Origin of the sequence: Azospirillum rugosum (assembly GCF_017876155.1) — a bacterium.
Lineage (GTDB): Bacteria > Pseudomonadota > Alphaproteobacteria > Azospirillales > Azospirillaceae > Azospirillum > Azospirillum rugosum.
This window is the reverse complement of record NZ_JAGINP010000004.1, coordinates 94,834-114,405: the sequence shown is the minus strand read 5'-3', so window position 1 is coordinate 114,405 and position 19,572 is coordinate 94,834. Positions and strand designations below refer to the sequence as shown.

General features: G+C 71.4%; 16 protein-coding genes. 9 read left to right on the top strand and 7 right to left on the bottom strand.

The window, feature by feature from the left end:
- Positions 1-3: 3 nt before the first annotated feature.
- Positions 4-867 carry a LysR substrate-binding domain-containing protein gene (locus J2851_RS06965; RefSeq protein WP_209765215.1) on the bottom strand — a complete coding sequence of 288 codons (864 nt, stop codon included), beginning with the start codon at positions 865-867 and terminating at the stop codon, positions 4-6.
- Between the two features lie 112 nt (positions 868-979).
- Between J2851_RS06965 and J2851_RS06960 the strand changes: the two genes are divergently transcribed.
- The 3 genes from J2851_RS06960 to J2851_RS06950 all read left to right on the top strand — a co-directional run bounded on the left by J2851_RS06960 (position 980) and on the right by J2851_RS06950 (position 4,291).
- Positions 980-1,888 carry a DMT family transporter gene (locus J2851_RS06960; RefSeq protein ID WP_209765214.1) on the top strand — a complete coding sequence of 303 codons (909 nt, stop codon included), beginning with the start codon at positions 980-982 and terminating at the stop codon, positions 1,886-1,888.
- Positions 1,889-2,089: 201 nt separating this feature from the next.
- A complete protein-coding gene (locus tag J2851_RS06955; protein ID WP_209765212.1) occupies positions 2,090-3,718 on the top strand; it encodes a Na/Pi cotransporter family protein in 1,629 nt (542 codons plus the stop codon).
- A gap of 45 nt (positions 3,719-3,763) precedes the next feature.
- Positions 3,764-4,291, top strand: a complete 528-nt coding sequence (locus tag J2851_RS06950; protein ID WP_209765210.1) for a hydrogenase maturation protease — start codon at positions 3,764-3,766, stop codon at positions 4,289-4,291.
- Between the two features lie 36 nt (positions 4,292-4,327).
- On the opposite strand, the gene J2851_RS06945 is transcribed toward J2851_RS06950, so the two are convergent.
- Positions 4,328-5,269 carry an NAD-dependent epimerase/dehydratase family protein gene (locus tag J2851_RS06945; RefSeq protein WP_209765209.1) on the bottom strand — a complete coding sequence of 314 codons (942 nt, stop codon included), beginning with the start codon at positions 5,267-5,269 and terminating at the stop codon, positions 4,328-4,330.
- A gap of 329 nt (positions 5,270-5,598) precedes the next feature.
- Between J2851_RS06945 and J2851_RS06940 the strand changes: the two genes are divergently transcribed.
- Together J2851_RS06940 and J2851_RS06935 are read left to right on the top strand one after the other, a co-directional pair.
- Positions 5,599-5,826: a hypothetical protein gene (locus J2851_RS06940; RefSeq protein WP_209765208.1), complete on the top strand. Its 228-nt coding sequence runs from the start codon at positions 5,599-5,601 to the stop codon at positions 5,824-5,826.
- Between the two features lie 178 nt (positions 5,827-6,004).
- Complete coding sequence (locus J2851_RS06935) at positions 6,005-7,666, top strand: ATP-binding response regulator (RefSeq protein WP_209765207.1); 1,662 nt, start codon at positions 6,005-6,007, stop codon at positions 7,664-7,666.
- Between the two features lie 48 nt (positions 7,667-7,714).
- On the opposite strand, the gene J2851_RS06930 is transcribed toward J2851_RS06935, so the two are convergent.
- Entirely contained in the window at positions 7,715-8,473 is a 759-nt protein-coding gene (locus J2851_RS06930; RefSeq protein WP_209765206.1) for a glycosyltransferase family 2 protein, read from the bottom strand.
- Positions 8,474-8,569: 96 nt separating this feature from the next.
- Here J2851_RS06930 and J2851_RS06925 point away from each other — a divergent pair, with 96 nt between their 5' ends.
- The gene (locus J2851_RS06925; RefSeq protein ID WP_209765205.1) at positions 8,570-10,384 is read left to right on the top strand and encodes a tetratricopeptide repeat protein; all 1,815 of its coding nucleotides are present in this window, start codon (positions 8,570-8,572) and stop codon (positions 10,382-10,384) included.
- Between the two features lie 7 nt (positions 10,385-10,391).
- Here the strand turns inward: J2851_RS06925 and J2851_RS06920 are convergent, their stop codons facing one another.
- Positions 10,392-10,634 carry a hypothetical protein gene (locus J2851_RS06920; RefSeq protein WP_209765204.1) on the bottom strand — a complete coding sequence of 81 codons (243 nt, stop codon included), beginning with the start codon at positions 10,632-10,634 and terminating at the stop codon, positions 10,392-10,394.
- Positions 10,635-10,784: 150 nt separating this feature from the next.
- On the bottom strand, positions 10,785-12,959 hold the full coding sequence (locus J2851_RS06915) for a tetratricopeptide repeat protein (RefSeq protein WP_209765203.1): 2,175 nt from the start codon (positions 12,957-12,959) through the stop codon (positions 10,785-10,787).
- 136 nt (positions 12,960-13,095) lie between these two features.
- Between J2851_RS06915 and lptF the strand changes: the two genes are divergently transcribed.
- The 3 genes from lptF (at position 13,096) to J2851_RS06900 (ending at position 15,845) form a co-directional block, all read left to right on the top strand.
- Positions 13,096-14,226 (top strand): LPS export ABC transporter permease LptF, encoded by a 1,131-nt coding sequence (gene lptF / locus J2851_RS06910; RefSeq protein ID WP_209765201.1) that lies wholly within the window; start codon positions 13,096-13,098, stop codon positions 14,224-14,226.
- A gap of 15 nt (positions 14,227-14,241) precedes the next feature.
- The gene (locus J2851_RS06905; RefSeq protein WP_209765199.1) at positions 14,242-15,231 is read left to right on the top strand and encodes a glycosyltransferase family 9 protein; all 990 of its coding nucleotides are present in this window, start codon (positions 14,242-14,244) and stop codon (positions 15,229-15,231) included.
- A gap of 113 nt (positions 15,232-15,344) precedes the next feature.
- A complete protein-coding gene (locus tag J2851_RS06900) occupies positions 15,345-15,845 on the top strand; it encodes a flagellar biosynthesis regulator FlaF (protein WP_209765197.1) in 501 nt (166 codons plus the stop codon).
- 230 nt (positions 15,846-16,075) lie between these two features.
- Here J2851_RS06900 and J2851_RS06895 read toward each other — a convergent pair whose 3' ends face one another.
- Positions 16,076-18,145, bottom strand: coding sequence for a hypothetical protein (locus J2851_RS06895; protein WP_209765195.1), 2,070 nt, complete (start codon positions 18,143-18,145; stop codon positions 16,076-16,078).
- Positions 18,142-19,551, bottom strand: a complete 1,410-nt coding sequence (flgK, locus tag J2851_RS06890) for a flagellar hook-associated protein FlgK (protein WP_209765193.1) — start codon at positions 19,549-19,551, stop codon at positions 18,142-18,144. The genes J2851_RS06895 and flgK overlap by 4 nt, the downstream gene beginning before the upstream one ends.
- Between the last annotated feature and the right edge of the window lie 21 nt (positions 19,552-19,572).

The window sequence follows — 19,572 nt, the reverse complement described above, 5'->3', positions numbered from 1 at the left end:
CCCTCACGCCCACACCGGCTCCGGCAGGCTTTCGGACAGCAGGCGGGCGACCAGGGCGGCGCCATCGCCATGCATGGCGGTGCCGACGAGTAGGGCCAGCTCCGTCTCCGGCAGCAGGGGCAGCCCGTCCGCTTCGTCCAGGAACCGCGCGCCGGGCGGCAGGGCGCTGCGCGGCAGCACGCTGACGCCCAGACCCCCGGCCACCGCCGCGCGCACGCCGGCGTGGTTGGGGCTGGAATAGGCGACGCGCCAGGGGCGGCCGGCGCGCTCCAGCTCGTGAACGGCGCGGTTGCGGTAGACGCAGCCCTGCGGGAAGACGACCAGCGGCAGCGGGTCCTCCCGATGCAGGTCGTGGTCGGCGGGGCCGATCCAGCACAGCGGTTCCCGCCACGCCGCGCGGGCACCGGGATGGCCGGGCTCCTGCTTCACCAGGGCGAGGTCGAGGTCGCCGGCCTCCACGTCGGCGCGCAGCCGCACCGACAGGTCGCAGCGCACGTCCAGCCGCAACTGCCGGTTCTGTCGCGCGAAGTCCGCCAGCAGCCGGGGCAGCCGTTCCACCGCGTAGTCCTCCGGCACGCCCAGCCGCACCACCTCCACCGCCTTGCGGCCGGACAGAACCGAATGCGCCTCGTCGTTCAGCGCCAGCAGGCGCCGCGCGTAGCCGAGCAGCCGTTCCCCGTCGTCGGTCAGCAGCACCGTCCGGCTGTTGCGGTCGAGCAGCGACAGGCCGACCTGCTCCTCCAGCCGGCGGATCTGCTGGCTGACGGTGGACTGCGTCTTGTGCACGCGCTCCCCGCCGCGGGTGAAGCCGCCCGCGTCCACCACGGAGACGAAGGTGCGCAGCAGGCCGAGATCCATGTCGCGCATGGCTCAATCATCCAAAATGTGAATGTCTTAGATCATAGCATTTAATTTCCAAATGGAAAGCCGGCGTTCCATCCTTGTCTCCACCCAAGGACCGAGGAAGGGAACGAAGGCCATGTCCGACACCGTCCTGCACGCCGATCGCCCGCTCGCCCGCCCGAAGTCCGGCGGAGCACCGCTGAGCCTCGTGGTGCCCTTCTGCCTGGCCTGGAGTTCGGCCTTCGCGGCCGGAAAGATCGGGCTGCTCGACTGCCCGCCGCTGCTTCTTCTGGCGTTGCGCTTCCTGATCGCCGGCGCGCTGCTGGTCGGGGTGGCGGCGTGGCGCGGCGATTACCGCGGGGTGACCGGGCGGAGCTTCGCGGCCCTGGCGGCGATCGGCCTGCAGAACCACGCCGTGTATCTGGGGCTCAGCTACAGCGGCATGACGCTGGTGTCGTCCGGCCTGACCGCCCTGATCGTCAGCGCCAACCCGGTCCTGACCGCAGCCCTGGCCGCGCTGGTGCTGGGGGAGGCGATGACGTGGCGCAAGGCTGTTGGGCTGGGTCTCGGCGTGCTGGGCGTGGCGCTGGTGGTGCGCGGGCGGCTCGGCACCGGCCTGGACGCGCCGGCCGGGATCGCGCTGGTGATCGGGTCGCTGGTCGCCCTGTCCGCCGGCACGCTGCTGTTCAAGAGGCTGGCGCCCAAGGCGGGCCTGCTCGCCGGGACCGGGGTGCAGGTGCTGGTCTCCGGGCTGGCGCTGCTGCCCGTGGCGCTGACGGTCGAGGACCCGGGGGCGATCCGCCTGACCGCGGGGTTGGCCGGCTCGCTGGCCTTCCAGGTGCTGGCGGTCTCCATCGGCGGTTACCTTCTGTGGTTCCGCCTGTTGCAGCGGACCAGCGCGACCGAGGCCAGCGCCTATCATTTCCTGATGCCGCCGCTCGGCATGCTGTTCGGCTGGCTGCTGCTGGGGGAGGTGGTGCAGCCCTGGGATCTGCTGGGCATCCTGCCGGTCGCGCTGGGCATCCGGCTGGTCACCCGGGGGTAGCGGCGGGCGCGGCGCTCCCCCATCAAGAGGCATACCCCTTTCGCGAGGGATCAGGTCGGGGATGGAGGTTGTTACACTTTTATGAAGGTCTGTTCCGGCGTCCGTAATATCGCCCCCGCCTGATGCAGGAGTTCCGCCATCGAACCCGTCCCGGTCTCCCCGACGCTCGTCCTGATCGACATTCTCGGTGCCGTGGCCCTGATGCTGTGGGGCCTTCGTCTGGTGCGGACGGGCGTGTTCCGCTGCGGCGGGGCGGCGCTCCGCCGCTGGGTCGCGCAGGGCACGCGCAACCGCGTCGTGGCCTTCCTGGCCGGCACCGGCGCCACCCTGGCCTTGCAGAGCAGCACGGCCACCGCGCTGATGGCGGCGGCGCTGGCCGGGCAGGGGCTGCTCGGCACGGCGATGGCGCAGGCGGTCATGCTGGGGGCGAATGTCGGGACCAGCCTCGTCACCCGCCTGCTCGCCGTCGACCTGCATTGGCTGTCGCCGTCCCTGCTGGTGCTCGGCGGCGTCCTGCACGCGCTGGGGGAGGCGCGGCGGCTGCGCCGCGACCTGGCGAGCGTGTTCCTGGGGCTGGGCCTGATGCTGCTGGCCCTGCGCCTGCTGGGCACCGCCACCATCCCGGTCGAACGGTCGGAGCTGGTGCAGGCCATGCTGGCGGCGCTGGGCGGGGAGCCCTTCTTCGCGATGCTGGTCGCCGCCGCGCTGACCGCGGCGGTGCACGCCAGCCTCGCCGTGGTGCTGCTGACCGCCTCGCTGGCCGGCGCGCACATCGTGGACCCGGTGTTGGCCGCCGCGCTGGTGCTGGGCGCCAACCTGGGCGGCGCCCTGCCCGTGGTGCTGGAGACCGCGCGGGAGAACGCGGCGGCGCGGCGGGTGCAAATCGGCAACCTGATCGTGCGTACGCTTGGCGCCCTGGCCGTGCTGCCGTTCCTGGGCACCGCCGTCACCGCGCTGGAGGGCATGGCGCCCTTCACCGCTGTCGTGACGATGCACGTCGCCTTCAACGTGGCGCTGGTCGTGGTCTTCCTGCCGCTGGTCGGGCCGCTGGCGCGCCTGACGGAGCGGCTGATCCCCGACGCCTTGAGCGAGGACGACGACGCGCGGCCCCGCCACCTGGACGAGTCGGTGCTGGAGACGCCGTCCGTCGCCATCGCGGGCGCGTTGCGCGAAACTCTGCGGCTGGGCGACCTCGTGGAGGACATGCTGCGCCGCAGCCTCGTCGCGCTGCGCCAGAACGACGAGCGCCCGATCGCCGAGGTCAGCCGCGCCGACGACCGGGTCGACCGGCTGCACACGGCGATCAAGCTCTACCTCGCGAAGCTCGGCCGCGGGAACCTGGACGAGGCGGAGTCACGCCGCGTCAACGAGATGATGGCCTTCGCCATCAACCTGGAGCATGTCGGCGACATCATCGACAAGAGCCTGATGGAGCTGGCCGCCAAGCGCCTGCGCCACGGCCTGCACTTCGCGGCGGAGGATTTCCGGGAGGTGGAGGAGCTGCACCGCCGCACGGTGGAGAACCTGCGCACCGCGCTCGGCACCTTCATCGCGGAGGACCGGCGGCTGGCCCGGCAGCTGATCGCCGGCAAGGACGCCGTGCGCGCGCTGGAGCGGGAGGCGACGCTGCACCACCTCGACCGCGTGCGCCGGGGCGTCGCCGACAGCGTGGAGACCAGCGCGCTGGTGCTCGACGTGCTACGCGACCTGAAGCGCATCAACGCCCACGTCGCCGCCGTCGCCCACCCGATCCTGGACGAGGTCGGGGAGCTGCGCGAAAGCCGCCTGAAGGTGGTCGGTTTGCCGCGCCTGGAACGCCGCGACGTCTGAGGCTGGCCGCGCTATCCTTGCCGGAAAACCGGAGGGGAGAGGCCCATGCTCATTCTCGGGATCGGCAACCGCTACCGGTCGGACGACGCGGTCGGGCCGCTGGTCGCCGACCGGCTCGCCGCGCTGGGCCTGCCGGCGCGGGAGCACAGCGGCGAGGGCGCTGCCCTGATCGAGGCCTGGGACGGGGCGGACCGCGTGATCCTGGTGGACGCCACCCAGTCGGGCGCCGCCCCCGGCACCATCCGCCGCCTGGACGCCGCCGCGGAGCCCCTGCCCGCCGCCTTCTTCCGCTACTCCACCCACCGCTTCGGCCTCGCCGAGGCGGTGGAGACCGCCCGCGCGCTGGGCAGGCTGCCCGCGTCGCTGGTCGTCTACGGGGTGGAAGGGCGGTGTTTCGACTTCGGCGAAGGGCTGTCGGAGGAGGTCGGAGCCGCGGTCGAGCGCGTGGTTTCGATGGTTGAGAGGGAAGTGGTCGCGTTGGGCCCCCACCCAACCCTCCCCCACTTCGCGGGGGAGGGCTTTACAAGACGCGCAGCGGAGTTCCCTCCCTCGCCGAAGGTGGGGGAGGGTTAGGGTGGGGGCCCAACGCTACCACTTCCCCCGATCCCCTTACGGCATCTCGCCGGTCAGGGTGGCGCCCAGGCCTTGTAGGAGGCCGACGCGGCAGACGTCGTCGAAGCCCGCGCGCAGGCGGGCGGGGTCGCCGATGGACACGCGGATGTCGCCCGGGCGCGGCGGCAGGTGGACGCGGCGCACGCGGCTGCCGCACAGTTCCTGCAGCACGTCCAGCAGCATCAGCAGGGAGGTCGGGCGGCCGGTGCACAGGTTGAACACGTCGGCTCCCTGGGCGGCGCCCTGCGGCCGGCGCTCCATCGCGCGGACGAGGAAGCGGACGACGTCGCCGACGAAGACGAAGTCGCGCACCTGCTGGCCGTCGCCGTAGATGGTCACCTCCTCGCCGCGCGACACCTTGCGGGCGAAGATGGAGATGACGCCGGAGTAGGGGGAGGCCGGGTCCTGCCGCGGGCCGTAGACGTTGAAGAAGCGGAAGCCCACCGTGGGCACGCCGTGGATCTCCCAGGCCACCCGCGCGTGCAGCTCGCAGCCCAGCTTGTCGGCGCCATAGGCCGAGAGCGGGCGGGTGGCGGCGTCCTCGCGCAGCGGAGTCGCCGTGTTGTCGCCGTAGACCGCGGCGGAGGAGGCGTAGACGACCGGCACCGGCGCGCCGTTGCGGGCCGCGCGCGCGGCCTCGAACACGGTGATGGTGCCGGACAGGTTGGTGCGGTGCGTTTCCGCCCAGAATTCCCGCGAGCGCGGGACCGACGCGATGGCGGCGAGGTGGAAGACGCCGTCCACGCCCTCCATCGCCTCCCGCACCGCCTGCTGGTCGGCGATGTCGCCCACCACCAGCCGGGCGAGCGTCGGCTTGTTCTCCAGCCGCCCGGTGGAGAGGTCGTCGAGGATGGTCACCCGGTGGCCGTCAGCGATCAGCCGGTCGGCCAGGTGCGATCCGATGAAACCGCATCCGCCGGTCACGAGGTAATGCGCCATGCGTCGTCCTTCTGGGGTCTGGCTTTCGAGGTCTGGTAAGCCCTGCTGTCCTGCCCGATAGTTGGCGGGCAACCGGCCCGGAAACAGCCCATCTTTGGGATAGCGGGCGTGGCAAGGGTGGGGCGTGCCTCCACCGGACGGGGGACCCCGCGCCGCCGTGCGCCGGTTCCGGCGTGTGGGCCGGCGCATAGGCGGGGCCGCCTGTTCAACAGGCTTATCCACGGCCTTATGCACCGTTCTGTGGATAAGTTTGGCCCAAGCGGTGGCGTGGCCGGTGCGTAGGCCGGCATCGGCTTGCCGTTGCCGGGGATTCGCGGTAAATAAAGCGTATGGTTGAGACCCGACGCACCGGTGACCGCTCCAACGAACCGATCCGCTCCGACATCGGCGGCGGACGGGTGCCCGCGCCCACCGGGGTGCACGGCCGGGCGGAAGCGGTCGGTGGCGGGCGCCAGCGCATCCCCACCGTCCGCGAACTGGCCAGCCTGCTGGTCAACGGCATCCTGACGCTGCCGCGCAACTACCGGCGCGGCATGTTCCTCGACGTTCAGGTGTAATGATCGGCCAGGTGTAATGATCAGCGCCACCACCTCAGGTTGGGTGATGCGCCCCTACGGGCCCCTTCCAAAAGACGGACTCGCGTCTCCGTAAGGTTGCTTGCGGTCAAAGGCAGCCGGTGACAGTCTTCGTTCGCATACCTGAGTATTCCTAAGTACACAAAACGATGGACTCGCCATGAGTCTGCGCCGACGGTTTGCATCACGGCTGGAAGCATTCCTTGGGCTTGCGCGGGAACGGCAGGCCGTCCAACTGCTCGACGTGTTCCAGGACAGCATCGCCATCCTGGGCGGCGACGGCACGATCATCCAGGTCAACGCGGCCTGGCGCGCCTTCGCCCGCGACAGCCGTCTGGAGATGGCCGACGCGGCGGTCGGGCAGAACTATCTGGCCGCGTGCGACGGTGCCGCCGCCGCGGGCGACACCCTGGCGGCGGAGGCCGCCGCGGGAATCCGCGCCGTGCTGGCGGGGCGGAAATCCTACCACCTCGTGACCTACCCCTGCCACGCGCCGACCCGGCAGCGCTGGTTCCAGCTTCAGGCCTCGGCGGTGGACGGCCCCGGCCGCGCGCGGGCGATCGTCCGGCACGCCGACGCGACCGACCTCGTGCTTGCCGCGGCGGAGCAGGAGCGGGCGCGCGCCGCCGCCGAAACGGCGGAGCAGGCCAGCGTGGCCAAGTCGCGCTTCCTGGCGATGGCGAGCCACGACCTGCGCCAGCCCATGATGGCGCTTCGCCTGTTCCTGGAGGTGATGAACCGCCGCGTGGCCGACCCGGGGCTGCGCCCCGTGCTCGACAAGGCGAACGAAACGCTCGCGGCGCTCACCGGGTTGTTCGAATCGCTGCTCGACCTCTCGCAGCTGGAATCGGGGAAGCGGTCGGTCCAGGCGATTCCCATCCCGGTGGACGAGTTGCTGGACCGGCTGCGCGACGAGTTCGAGATCATGGCGCGGGACAAGGGGCTGTCCTTCCGGACCGTGCCCTGCGGGAGCGCGGTCTACGGCGATCCCATCCTGCTGGAGCGCATCCTGCGCAACTTCATCGCGAACGCGATCCGCTACACCGACCGGGGCGGGCTGCTGATCGGCTGCCGCCGCGTCGGGCAGCGGCTGCGGATCGACGTCATCGACACCGGCGTCGGCATCGCGCCGGAGCAGAAGGCCCTGATCTTCCGCGAATCCTACCGCGGCGACGGAAGGCATGAGGGCGACCACGGTTATGGGCTCGGGCTCGCCATCGTGCAGCGGGCCGCCAACCTGATGGAGGTGCCGGTGGAGGTGTCCTCCACCCCCGGCCGGGGGTCGCGCTTCTCCATCCTGCTGCCCACCCAGCCGTCCCCCCAGTTGCCCGGAGCCATGCCGCCCGCGTCCAACCTGGCCGGGCCGCCGGCGCGGCCGGTCGTCGTCGAGGCCGGACGCCAGCCGGACGCGCCGACCTGCCTGGCGGTGGTCGTCGAGGACGACCCGATGGTGGCGTTGGCGGTGCGCCTGTTCCTGGAGGAGTTCGGCTGCACCGTGCTGTCCGCCAACAGCGTGAACGAGGCTGTCGCCCTGGTCCGGAGCGCGCCCACCCGCCCCGACGTCATCATCGCGAATTACCGGCTGGGGCCGGGCGGCAACGGGCTGGAGGCGATCAAGCGCCTGCGCGCCGATCTGGAGGCGGACGTGCCGGCCTGGCTGATCACCGGCGACGTCTCCACCGAGCTGTACCGGCGCGCCCGGGCGGAACGGGTTGGGTACCTGCGCAAGCCCGTGCGGCCGGAGGAGATCCAGGCCTGCATCCTGGCCTGCGACCAGGGCGGGCGCTTCGGTCCCGACCGCCGGCCGCGCCGGACCGGATGACCGCCGCGCCGGACCGGATGACCGCCGCGCCGGACCGGATGAGGATGCTCAGCCGGCGGCGGCCTGGGTGTAGGGCTGCACCTCCGGCCCGAACAGGCGGTCCAGCAAGGCCGGGGGCAGCTCGTACTGGGGCAGGCACAGGCTGGTGCTGCGCGCGTGCAGGGTGTGCAGGCACAGCCCCTCGGCGTCCGGGAAGTCCTGGACGCGGAAACGCTCCCGCGCCGCGGTCATGAAGGGGGCGTCCTCGCAGGCGTTCACGGCGGGAAAGCGCACCGCCTCCCACACCGCCCGGCGGTAGGCGTAGGAGAAGCCGTAGCCCATGCGGTTGTCGTCGGACGCCGGGCTGTCCGGCGCGTCGACGTAGGTGCGGGCGTTGCGGCCCCAGCGGTGGTGCGACCCGCCGCGCGCCGTGTCCCAATAGCCGAAGGCGCCGTGCACCGCGCTGTATAGGAACCAGCCCGACAGCTTCACGGCGTCGCAGCCCTGCTCCAGCCGTTCGACCATCCGCTCCACATAGGTCGGGGCGTAGAAGTCGTCGTCGTCGAAATGGACGATGATGGCGCCGCGCGCGTGCTCCGCCAGGATGTTGCGCTTCTCGCCGATGGCGTAGCGGCTGGGCGAGTAGAAATACTTCAGGCGCGGGCCGGCCAGGGGCTGGAGGTAGGCGTTCGGCCGCGGGCTGTCGTCGAAGACCAGCCATTCCACCTCCGGCCAGGTTTGCGCCTGCACGCGGGCGTGGCACAGCGGCAGGAACGCCTCCCGCCCCCAGCTGGGCGTGATGATGCTGACGAGCGGCCGATCGGCCATGGAACCTCCTTCGGCGGTCCTGTGTGTCGCAGCGCGTCCCGTTGCATGGACTCAGGTCGCATGGACTTGGGTCCGAAGCGCGTGTAGACAGGCGGCATGGTCACAGTTCGGGATGCCCTGGCCGCCGCGGTCGGCCACCATCAGGCCGGCCGGCTCGACGAGGCCCGGCCGCTGTATCTTAGCATCCTCCAAGCCATCCCGGGCCACCCCGACGCGCTGCACCTGCTGGGCGTGCTGGAAAGCCAGCGGGGGCTTCCGCGGCGGGCCGTGCTGCTGCTGCGCCGCGCCGTGGCGCTCCGGCCGGACGACGGCGACGTCGCCGGCAACCTCGGGCTGGCGCTGCGCGCCGTCGGGGACAGCGCGGGGGCGGTGCGCGCCCTCGGCCGCGCCCTGGCGCTCGACCCCGGGCAGGTCCAGGCGGCCTACAACCTGGGCAACCTGCTGCTGGCCGACGGCGACGCGGCGGGGGCCGTGGGGCGCTACCGGCAGGCGCTGGCGCGGCACGCCCGCTTCCCGGAGGCCTGGAACAACCTGGGCACCGCGCTGCTGGCGCTCGGCCGGGCGGGGGAGGCGGCGCAGGCCTTCGCCGAGGCGCTGGCCCTGCGCCCGGAGGACGTGGAGGCGCGCATCAACCGCGCCAACGCGCTGGCCACCCTCGGCCGGCCTGACGCCGCTGCCCGGCTGCGCCGGCAGGCGGCCGCGCTGGCCCCGGCGCAGGCCGACGCCCTGCACAACGCCGCGGTCAGCGCCCTGGCGGAGGCCGGGCTGGACCGCACCGTGACCCACCACAGCCGCCTCGACGATGCGCGAATCGCGCGCGCGGTGCGGACGCTTGGCCACGCGCTCGCGGCGGATCCGCGCCACGCCGCGGCGGGGGACGCGCTGGTCGGCGCGGCGCTGGCGCTCCTCCAGGCCGGCCGGGCGGACGATGCGCTGCTGGAGCGGGCGGCGCGCGCGGCCCTGGCGGCGCTGCGGCGCAACCCGCGCGATTCGCGGGCGGCGGCGCTGGTCGCCTACCGCCTGCACCGGCGGGGCCGGCTGGACCTCGCTGCGCGCTTCATGGCGCGCTTTTCCCGCCGCTTTACCCCGGCGGAGCTGGCGGAGGACTTCGAGCTGCGGCTCTGGTCCATGGTCCGGGCGGAGCGCGGGTTCCTCGACGGGATTCCGCCGGCCGACGAGCAGCTGTCCGCCTTCGCGCCGCTGGAGGTGCTGTTCGACGCGCCGGCAGGGCCAGGGGAGGGAGATCGGCCGATTCTCGCCCTGTCCTGCGACGACGGCTATTACCGCCGCTTCGCCGGGGCGTTGCTGGAGTCGGCGGCGGTGCCCCATGGGCCGGCGGTGCACGTGCACGTCATCAATCCCTCGCCGGAGACGGAGGCCGATCTCGCCGCCTGGCGCGCCCGCCTGCCGCTCGGCGCCAGCCGGGAGCGGGTGGACTTCACGGGCTGGGACGATCACCGCCGCATCACCTATTACGCCTGCATCCGCTTCCTGCGCTGGCACCAGCTGCTGGGCCGGCTGGGACGGCCGCTGGCCCATGTGGACGCGGACTGCACGCTCACCGAATGCACGCTCACCGAATGCACGGGGGCCGGCGGGCTCGGCGCGCTGGAGGAGGCGATGGCCGGCTTCGACGTCGGGCTGCTGCGCGACGGGCGCGGGCGGGGGCCGACTCGGGACATCACCGTCTGCTTCGCCTGGTTCCAGCCGACCCCGCACGGCCGCGCCTATCTGGAGCGCACGGCCGCCTACATCGCGTGGTTCCTGCGGCGGGGGCGGGGCTACTGGATGCTCGACCAGGCCGCACCCGCCTGCGTGCTCGACGCGCTGGAGCGGCGGGGCGAGGGGCCGCGCGTGCGCGCCTTCGACGTGCTGGATTTCCCGTGGGTGCGGTTCATCGGCGAAAAGTAAGGCTGTGTCAGCCCGCGGCCTCGTCACGGACGCAGCGGCCGTCCGGGCATTGCCGGCAGCACTGGGTGCACAGCTCCTCCAGGTCGACGGAAATGCCGTGCAGTTCCAGCACGCGCTGGGCGTAGACGCCGTAGAGCCGCGCGAGCGTGCCGCGGAGCGGCGGGCTTCCGTCGAATCGATCCGCCGCCGTCGTGGAAGCCGCGATTTCCACATCCTCAATCGCCCGGCGGATGGCCGCGATGTTCAGCATCCAGCACCCCCTTGCGTCCGGCTCTGTGGTTTCGACTATAGATTGGAAATCGTCAAGAATGTGTGACTGATATATTGTTCAGAGACAACATAAATCGCAGGAACGCCGCCGCGGCGCGCCTGTAGTTAGTACACAAACGAATGGACGTGACTACGGCCGGCCGTGCCGGAGATCGCGCAGCGATTGGGCCAGCCGGGCGGCGAGCCGGCCGCCGTCGCACAGGCTGCTTGCGGCCATTTGTCCACGCAGCCGGGCGCGCAGCGCGGCCAGACGCGCCGGGTCGGCGGCCCAGCCGGCGGCGATCTCCACGTAATGGTCCGGGTCGCGGGCGACGCAGCCCTCGACTCCGGCGGCGGCCAGGAAGGCCAGCGAGTGGCGGCTGGAGAAGGTCTCGCCCGGCAGGGTGATGACCGGCACGCCCATCCACAGCGTTTCCAGCGTCGTCGTGCTGCCGGCGAAGGGGAAGGGGTCCAGCGCCACGTCCACCTGGGCGCACCAGGCCATGTGCTCCAGGCTGTTGGTGGCGCCGACCAGGGTCAGCCGGTCCGACGCGATCCCCGCCGCGGCCAGCCGGCCGCGCCACAGCGCCGCCGTCTCCGGGCAGGACAGCGCCTTGGTCTTCAGCAGCAGGCGGGAGTCCGGCACGCGGTCCAGCACGGCGGCCCAGGTCGCCAGCACCGCGTCGGTCAGCTTGGTCAGGATGTTGAAGGCGCCGAAGGTGACCGGCCGGCCCTCCAGGCAGGGCGGCGGCGCGGGCTCCGGCGCGTCGGCTGGCGGGTCGTAGGCGATGAAGGCGCCGGGCATGCGCAGGATCCGCTCGGTGTAGAAGCGCTCCGCCCCCTCCGGCACGTGGTGGTCGTCGGCGACCAGCGCGTCCATGGCGGCGAGCCCGGTCGTCGCCATGTAGCCCGACCACGCCACCTGCACCGGCGCCGGCTTCCGCGCGAAGACGCCCAGCCGCCCCCGCGCGTTGTGCCCGGCCAGGTCGATCAGCGCGTCCACGCCGTCGGCGCGGATGCGCGCCGCCAGCTCGGCGTCGGTCAGGCCGCTCACGGGCAGCCAGCGCTCCGCCGCGGCGCGGAAGCGGGCGGTCAGATCGTCCTCCTCCGTCTGGTTGGCGTAGAGGAACAGGCGCACGCCCTGGGCGGGCAGCGCCTCCACGGCGCGGATGGCGAACTGCCCGGCGGGGTGGCGCCGGAAATCGCCGGACAGGATCCCGACGACCAGAGGGCGATCCTCGTTGTCAGGTGGATGCGGCGTCCAGGCGGCGCGCAGCGGCGCCCCGTGCACGGCGTCCCAGGCGCGGTGCGCCTCCAGCACGCGGGCCAGCGTCACCCCCGGTCGGAACAGCTCCAGATAGGCGAGGTTGGAGCGCACCTCCGCCAAATCCGGGCGCAGGGCCAGGGCGCGGCGGTAGCCGGCCTCCGCCGGATCGAGCAGGCCTTGGGTCTGCCGCACCAGCGCGAGGTTGGCCCAGGCCTCGGCCAGGTCCGGGCGCAGCGCCACCGCCCGTTCGTAGGTCCGTCCGGCCTCGGCCAGCCGGTGCCGGCGCTGCAGCGCGTCGCCGTGGCGCAGCGCCGCCTCGGCAAAGTCCGGCCGCACCACCATGGCGCGCCGCGCGGCCGGCTCCGCCGCCTCCGCCGGGCCGCTTGCCAGGAACGCCGCCGACAGGTTGGCCAGCGCCGTGGCGTGGTCGGGGCGCAGGGCCAGCGCCCGGCGCAGCACCCCCGCCGCCCCCGCGGCTTCCCCGCGTTGCAACATCAGCGCGCCCAGGTTGGCCCAGGCCTCCACGAATCCCGGATCGTCGCGCAGCGCCGCGCGGTAGGCGTCCGCCGCCTCTCCGGCGCGGCCGAGCGCCGCCAGCGCGTTGCCCAGGTTGAAGCGCGCCCGCGCGTAGTCCGGCCGCAGCGCCGCCGCCTGGGCGTAGGCGTCCGCCGCCTCCCCCAGCCGGCCGAGCGCCTCCAGCGCGTTGCCGAGGTTGTAGAAGGCCTGGGCGAAGCCGGGCCGCAGGCGGATCGCCTCGCGGTGGGCGGCGACGGCCTCCTCCGCCCGGCCGAGCGCCCGCAACGCGCTGCCCAGGTTGTCGTGATAGTCGGCGACGCCCTGGCCATCAACACCCTGGTCGGCGCGGATGGCCGCGCGGATGCGCGCCTCCGCCTCCCGCGGGTGGCCGGCCTGGAGATAGGCGACGCCCAGGAGGTGGAGCGCGTCGGGATGGTCGGGCACCGTGCCCAGGACGGCCTCGTAGCCGGCGGCGGCCTGCGCCAGCCGGCCGGACCGGTGGTGGGCCAGCGCATCGGCCAGCACGTCCTTGATCGTCGCCATGACGGACTGTCTAGAGCAAACGAAGGCGGGATTGAAGGGCTGCCAAACGCCGCGGTACCGACGTCTCCCGACAACAACACTTGACCCGGACGCTTTACCTCGTCAGCTTCACGCCGGGCTTCCCGCGATGCACCTCATGAATCGACTGCAACGGTATCTGTTCCGCAACCTCCTGATCGCCACCCTGTATTCCACCGCCGGGCTGACGCTGACGATCTGGCTGAGCCAGTCCCTGCGCCTGATCGAGATGGTCGTGGAAGCCGGCGCGCCGATGCGGATGTTCCTCTGGCTGCTGGTGCTGACGGTGCCGACCTTCCTCGGCATCGTGCTGCCGTTGGCGCTGGTCGGGGCCATCCTGTTCACTTACAACCGCCTGTCCTCCGACAGCGAGCTGAACGTCATGCGCGCGGCGGGCATCGGCCCCTTCGCGCTGGCCCAGCCGGCGCTGGTGCTGGCCTTCGGCGTCATGGTGATCGTCTATGTGCTGAACCTGTGGATCACGCCGGCCGCCCACCAGGAGCTGGTGCGCATGGAATACGCCGTGCGCAGCGACTATTCGCAGCTGTTCCTGCGCGAGGGCGTGTTCAACGAGGTGGGGGACCGCTTCAACGTCTTCCTGCGCGAGCGCGACAGCGACGGCAACATGCACAACGTGGTCATCCACGACGGGCGTATGCCGGAGAAGCCGGTCACCATCATCGGTGAGCGCGCGGTCATGCTGACCGGGTCGGACGGCGCGCGCTTCGTCGTCTTCAACGGCAACCGGCAGGAGCTGGACCGCAAGACCAACCGCCTGTCGCAGTTGTTCTTCGAACGCTACGCGGTCGACCTGAAGGTGCTGACCAGCTCCGGCGGGGAGCGCTGGCCCGACGCGCGCGAGCGGTCGACCGACGAGCTGCTGAACCCGCCGCCGCAGCTGGCCGGCAACGACAAGGTGCTGCGCGACCTGACGGCGGAGCTGCACCACCGCCTGTCCTCGCCGCTGCTGGCGCTGGCCTACACCATGGTGTCGCTGGCGGCGCTCCTGTCGGGCGAGTTCAACCGGCGCGGCCAGACCCGGCGCGTCACGGCCGCTGTGCTGACCGTCATGGCCATCCAGTCGGCCGTGCTGGGCCTCAGCAGCTTGGCTGCCAAGGCGAACGTGCTGGTCCCGCTGCTCTACGTCCTGCCGGTCCTGGTGCTGCTGCCGGCCGCCTGGGTTCTGGGCCGCAACCTGGGCCGAGATGGCCGCCCGGCGCCCGGCGCCGGGGCGCCGGCGGCGCGGTAGGGGCGGGAACCGGACGTGCGCATCCTCTTCATCACCTCCAACCGCCTGGGCGACGCGGTCCTCTCCACCGGCCTGCTCGCCCATCTGGTGGACCGCCATCCGGGCGCCCGCCTGACGGTCGCCTGCGGGCCGCTGCCCGCCCCACTGTTCCGCGCCGTGCCGGGGCTGGAGCGGCTGATCGCCATGCCCAAGCGCTCCTTCGCGCGCCACTGGATCGACCTCTGGCTGGAGTGCGTGCGGATCCGCTGGGATCTCGTGGTCGACCTGCGCAACTCGGCGGTCGGGCGTCTGGTCCCGGCGAAACGGCGCGTCTTCCACGCCCGCGCCCCGGAACTGCACAAGGTGCAGGAGATCGGCCGGGTGCTGGGGCTGTCGCCGCCGCCCGACCCGCGGCTGTGGATCGACGCCGCGGCGGACGCGGAGGCCGACCGCCTGCTGCCGGCGGGGGAGTCGGCTGGGTTTGGCCCGTTCCTGGCCATCGGGCCGACGGCGAACTGGACCGGCAAGGAATGGCCCGCACCCCGCTTCGCCGAACTGGCGGAGCGGATCACCGCCGCGGGCGGGCCGCTGGAAGGCGCGCGCGTCGCCGTCCTGGCCGCCGGGCCGGAGCGCGAGCGCGCCCGGCCGCTGCTCGACGCGCTGGGCGCGCGGGCGATCGACCTGACCGGGCGCACGGACCCGCTGACCGCGGCGGCCTGCATCCGCCGGGCAGCGCTCTATGTCGGGAACGACAGCGGCCTCATGCACATCGCGGCGGCGGCCGGCACGCCGACGCTGGGCCTGTTCGGCCCGGGCTTCCCGGAGACCTATGGCCCCTGGGGCCAGCGCGCGCGGACCGTGGTCAGCACCGTCCCGCGGGCGGAACTGCTGGCCCGGCAGAAGGCCGACCCGCAGGCCAGCGGCCTGATGGACGGCATCGCCGTCGCGGTGGTGGAACAGGCGGCGAAGGACTTGATCGGGCAGGCGCCGCGCCGTCTCGAACAGGTCGTGACAAAGGCTCGCTAAAGGTTTCGGACAGGTCCCTTAAGTTGACAAAACCCGGAGGATCCCGGACAATCGCGGTCACTCGCACCTGAGCGAACAGACATTTGTCCGACGGGCTGCCCCGAGGGTTTGGAATGAAGCCGACACCGACATACGCAAACAAACCGACCTCGGACAACCCGCGCGACGTGGAGGCGTGGGCCCTGGCGGAGGCGGCGCGCCGCCTGATCGACGCCGGCCGCAACCCGGACAACGCGGAAGCCCTGCGCGCGGCGCTGCAACTGAACCAGCGCCTGTGGACCATCTTCCAGGCGGCCATGACCGAGGAAGACTGCGGCCACCCGCCGGAGGTGCGCACCAACATCGCGGCCCTGTCGCTGCTGGTGGACCGCGAGACGACGGCCCGCCTGATCGACCTGGACGGGACGAAGCTGGAAACGCTGGTCGCCATCAACCGCTCCGTCGCCAGCGGCCTGACCATGCGCGCCGAAAACGCCGAGGTCCCGGCGCAGCCCGGCCAGCCGGCGGCACCGAGGCCGCAGGCCGCCGCCCCGGGCCGCCCGCCCATGGTCCCGCCGGCCCCGGCCCCCGACGGCCCCCCGGCGCAGCGCCAGTCGCTGAGCATCTCCATCTGAGGATGGCACAAACAAAAGCCGGCGCCTTCGAGAGAAGGCGCCGGTTTCGTTTTGGGCGGGTGGTTGGGGGGTGTTGGGGAGTTGTTGCGTTGGGCCCCCCTCCCAACCTCCCCCCACTTCGCGGGGGGAGGAGTTTTTCGCGGAGTGGCGGCAGTCCCCTCCCCCGTCGAAGATGGGGGAGGGCTAGGGTGGGGGCCCGACGCGGCCACTCCCCCACCCCCCAACACCCCCTACGCCAAATAATTCAGCAGCGACAGCTTCTGGGTCTGGCCGGCGACGGTGTAGGCGGCTTCCAGGGTGTTCATGGAGGATTTCAGGCGGGCGGCGACCTCCGTCTCGTCGATGCCCTCGATGCCGGCGATGCGCTGGGTCACGGTGGCGATGGCGTCCTTGTGCTCGGTCTTCTTCTGGTCCAGCGTCGCCATGTCGGAAGCGACCTTCGCGTGGACCGAGCGCACCTCGTCCTTCGCCTGCGACATCAGTTCGCGCGACTTGGCGATGTACTGCTCGTACTGGCCGGGGTTGGACGCCGCGACGCGCGCCATGCGGAAGGCGGTAACCAGCTTCTGGATGGCCCGGTCGGTGCTGGTCACGCCGTAGGTGATCAACTGCCCGTCGTCGATGGTCACCGCCGGCTTCTGCGAGGCCTTGATGTTCTCTTTCCTGGTCAGCGCCTCGCTGTCGTAGAAGGGCAGGTTCGGCGGATCGACGTAGGGCAGGTCGGTGATGGAGTCGGATTCCGGCGGCAGGGTCGACACCTGCGCGGTGTTGTCGATGGAGCCGTTGATGGCCCGCGCGGACGTCGCGAACTGCTGGACGCGCGAGGGGTGGTTCGGGTCCATGGTGGTGTTGCTGGTCAGCGCGATGCTGGACCCGCTGCCCACCGCGTCGATCGCCACCGGCGGCTGCGGGTTCAGCTTCGCGAACTGCAGGCGGAGCTGGTCGGCGACCTTCGACACGTCGGTGACGCCGCCGTTGTAGTCCTGCTCCGACACCGTGTAGCTGACGGTGTATTTCTGGTAGGGCGGCAGGTCCTTCGGCTCGTTCGGATACTGCTGATAGTATTTGAGGTTGTACGGGTCGCCGGGGTCGCCGACCTCGACCGAGAACTCGTAGGTGTCGCCGATGTCGACCTTCTGGCCGGTCAGGGTGAAGCTGTCGATCTGCTTCGCGCCCGTGCCGGCCGGGGCCGGCAGGGTGGCCTGCTGGGTGGTCGTCGGCGCGCTGATCGAGTTGTCCACGGTCATGGCGTTCACGACCCGCGCCTGCACGTCGAAGGTCTGCCCCGGCTCGTCGCCGACCAGCGTGATCACGCCGTCCGACGAGGCCATGGCGGTCAAGGGCAGCTTCGGGTCGGCCGAGCGGATCATGCTGTTCAGCGTGCCCGCGACGAAGCTCAGCGACTTCGGGTCGCCCGCCTGGACCTGATAGCTGAAGGGCTTGCCGTCGATCGTCACCTCGAAATAGTCGTCGGTGTTGACGATGGCCCCGTTCAGCGTGACCTTGGTCTTCTGCGGCGCGGCCAGCAGGTCGCCGACCGGTTCCTTGTCGTAGCGCGCGCCGCCGAACAGGAAGCGGTCGCCGAACCGCTCGTTCAGCAGCTGCTGCATGTCGCGCATCGCGCCTTCGACGCGTTCGCGCGTGTCGTTGGCCTGCGGCCAGGTCACCGTGAAGTTGCTGGTGGAGGCCGAGGCCAGCTGCTCGAAATTCAGGTTCACGACCGCGCCGCCGCCCGGCCCGCCGCTGATCTTGAAGTTGTAGCCGCCGCCGTCGTTGGGCGGCACGGTCTTCAGGTTGATGGCGCGCGTCGTCGTGCCGCCCAGCCCGTCGGTCACGGTCACGTCGAAGGTGCCGTTCTCCCCGGTCTTGGAGGGCACCGCGGACACCGTGTAGCGGGCGTTCTGGGTGAAGCTGGACTTGTCCGTGTTCACCGTCACCTTCATACCGTCGGGGTTGGCGTTGAAGGCCGAGGTGACGCTGGGCGGACCCGGCTGGAAGGGCATCAGGTTGTTGCTCTGCCAGTCCGACGCCATCTTCTCCAGCGTGTTCAGCACCGTGTCCGTCGCCTTCAGGCGCGGGGACGCGGTGTCGATGTTCTGGACGTAGTTGTCGCGCTTGGCCATCTCCGCCCGGAGGTCGAGAAGCTTCTGCGTCTCGGCCCCGTAGGCGTTCAGGTCGATCGACTTCTTGCCCGTCGTCAGCTGCGTGGACAGGTCGTCGATTTGCTTCTGGCCGGCGGTCAGGTTGCGGACCAGCCCCAGATATTTGGCGTAGCTGCCAAGTTGCGTGACCGAGCTCATCGGATGACCGCCTCCAGCGCATCAAACATCGAGTTGGCCACTTGCATGACCCGTGCCGACGCGGCGTAGGAGGTCTGGAGCTGCTGGAGGTTCGCGATCTCCTCGTCGATGTTCACGCCCGTGGCGCCGTGGTAGCGCTCGTCCAGGGTCTGCCGGGCGCTGGTGGCGAAGTCGCTGCGGTCCTTCACCGTCTTGGCCGCGGTCATCCAGCTGCCGGTGATGTTGCTGGCCATGGTGGTGTAGGACGCGTCGTCCAGCTCCAGCCCGTCGGCGCTGAACTTGCGGCCGGTGGCGTTCACCGCGGCGACCACGTCCTTGATGGCGGCGGCCTTGATCTTCGTCTCGCCGCTCAGCAGCTTGTCGTTCACCGCCAGGGTGAAGCGGTCCTTGCCCATGAAGAACTTCGTCGGCTCCTCGCCCGGCGCCACCGGCTTGGCGTTGTCGTAGGCATCGCGGAAGCTGGTCGGCTGGCCGGGCTGGGTTTGGTCGGTGAACATCGCGGCGTAGGTGTCCAGCTGCGAGCGCAGCTTGCGGATCACCTCGCTGGTCGGGTCGCTGCTGGCCGGCTTGGGCGGGCTGGCGGCCGAACCGTCGGCGCGCATGTCCATCAGCGCGGCCAGCTTGCCCTCGCGGATGTGCTGGTTGACGGTGGTGCGTTGATTGCCGACCGTCAGGTTGATGTTGCCGCCGTCATAGGAAAGATTTGCCGCGTCGCTGTCGACCAGCGCCAGGCCCGACGGCGTGAAGACGGCGACGCGGCCGTCCGGCCGCTCCACCGTGCGGATGCCGATGTAGGTGCTCAGCTCCTTGATCAACCCGTCGCGCTTGTCGGCGACTTCGTTCGCGGCGGAGCCGTAGCCCTGCAGCGACACGATGTTGTTGTTGATGGTGTTGATGTCCTTCAGCAGGCTGTTGACCTTGTCCAGCGACGTGGTCATGTCGCCCTTCATCTCGTGGTCCAGATCCTCCACCCCCTGCGACACGCGCACGATCTCGCGCGAGAAGGTATTGGCGGCCTGGATCAGCTGGTACTGGGCGGTCTCGCTTTCCGGCGACGTCTCCAGCGTCTTCCAGGCGGCCTGGAAGTCGGCGGCGTACTGGTTCAGGAGCGGCTTCCCGTCGGTCGTCCGCAGCAGGTCGCCCAGCTTCTGCATGTAGGCCGACTTCGTCGTCGAGGTGCCTTCCTGGGCGGTCAGGTCCTGGACCTGGGCGCGCATGGCCGTGTCCACCTCGCGCCGGTACTGCGTCGACATGACGAAGCCGGCGCTGTCCAGCACGTTGGACAGCGTGTGCCGGGTGCGGTTGGGGTCGTCGGCCCGGGCGATGTTGTCCGAGACCAGCTTGACCTGGGACTGGACGGAGCGCAGACCGGCCGTCGCGCTCCCGAGGGCGCCGAAGAGGGACATGGTCGTTGGACCTTTCGTCTG

Bases quoted from the DNA above. Each gene is read 5' to 3' on its own strand.
- lptF (WP_209765201.1), top strand. From the start codon at position 13,096: ATGAATCGACTGCAACGGTATCTGTTCCGCAACCTCCTGATCGCCACC.
- J2851_RS06895 (WP_209765195.1), bottom strand. From the start codon at position 18,145: ATGAGCTCGGTCACGCAACTTGGCAGCTACGCCAAATATCTGGGGCTG.
- J2851_RS06930 (WP_209765206.1), bottom strand. From the start codon at position 8,473: ATGGCCGATCGGCCGCTCGTCAGCATCATCACGCCCAGCTGGGGGCGG.
- J2851_RS06900 (WP_209765197.1), top strand. From the start codon at position 15,345: ATGAAGCCGACACCGACATACGCAAACAAACCGACCTCGGACAACCCG.
- J2851_RS06935 (WP_209765207.1), top strand. From the start codon at position 6,005: ATGAGTCTGCGCCGACGGTTTGCATCACGGCTGGAAGCATTCCTTGGG.
- J2851_RS06915 (WP_209765203.1), bottom strand. From the start codon at position 12,959: ATGGCGACGATCAAGGACGTGCTGGCCGATGCGCTGGCCCACCACCGG.
- J2851_RS06940 (WP_209765208.1), top strand. From the start codon at position 5,599: ATGGTTGAGACCCGACGCACCGGTGACCGCTCCAACGAACCGATCCGC.
- J2851_RS06965 (WP_209765215.1), bottom strand. From the start codon at position 867: ATGCGCGACATGGATCTCGGCCTGCTGCGCACCTTCGTCTCCGTGGTG.
- flgK (WP_209765193.1), bottom strand. From the start codon at position 19,551: ATGTCCCTCTTCGGCGCCCTCGGGAGCGCGACGGCCGGTCTGCGCTCC.
- J2851_RS06920 (WP_209765204.1), bottom strand. From the start codon at position 10,634: ATGCTGAACATCGCGGCCATCCGCCGGGCGATTGAGGATGTGGAAATC.
- J2851_RS06955 (WP_209765212.1), top strand. From the start codon at position 2,090: ATGCTGTGGGGCCTTCGTCTGGTGCGGACGGGCGTGTTCCGCTGCGGC.
- J2851_RS06950 (WP_209765210.1), top strand. From the start codon at position 3,764: ATGCTCATTCTCGGGATCGGCAACCGCTACCGGTCGGACGACGCGGTC.
- J2851_RS06945 (WP_209765209.1), bottom strand. From the start codon at position 5,269: ATGGCGCATTACCTCGTGACCGGCGGATGCGGTTTCATCGGATCGCAC.
- J2851_RS06925 (WP_209765205.1), top strand. From the start codon at position 8,570: ATGGTCACAGTTCGGGATGCCCTGGCCGCCGCGGTCGGCCACCATCAG.
- J2851_RS06960 (WP_209765214.1), top strand. From the start codon at position 980: ATGTCCGACACCGTCCTGCACGCCGATCGCCCGCTCGCCCGCCCGAAG.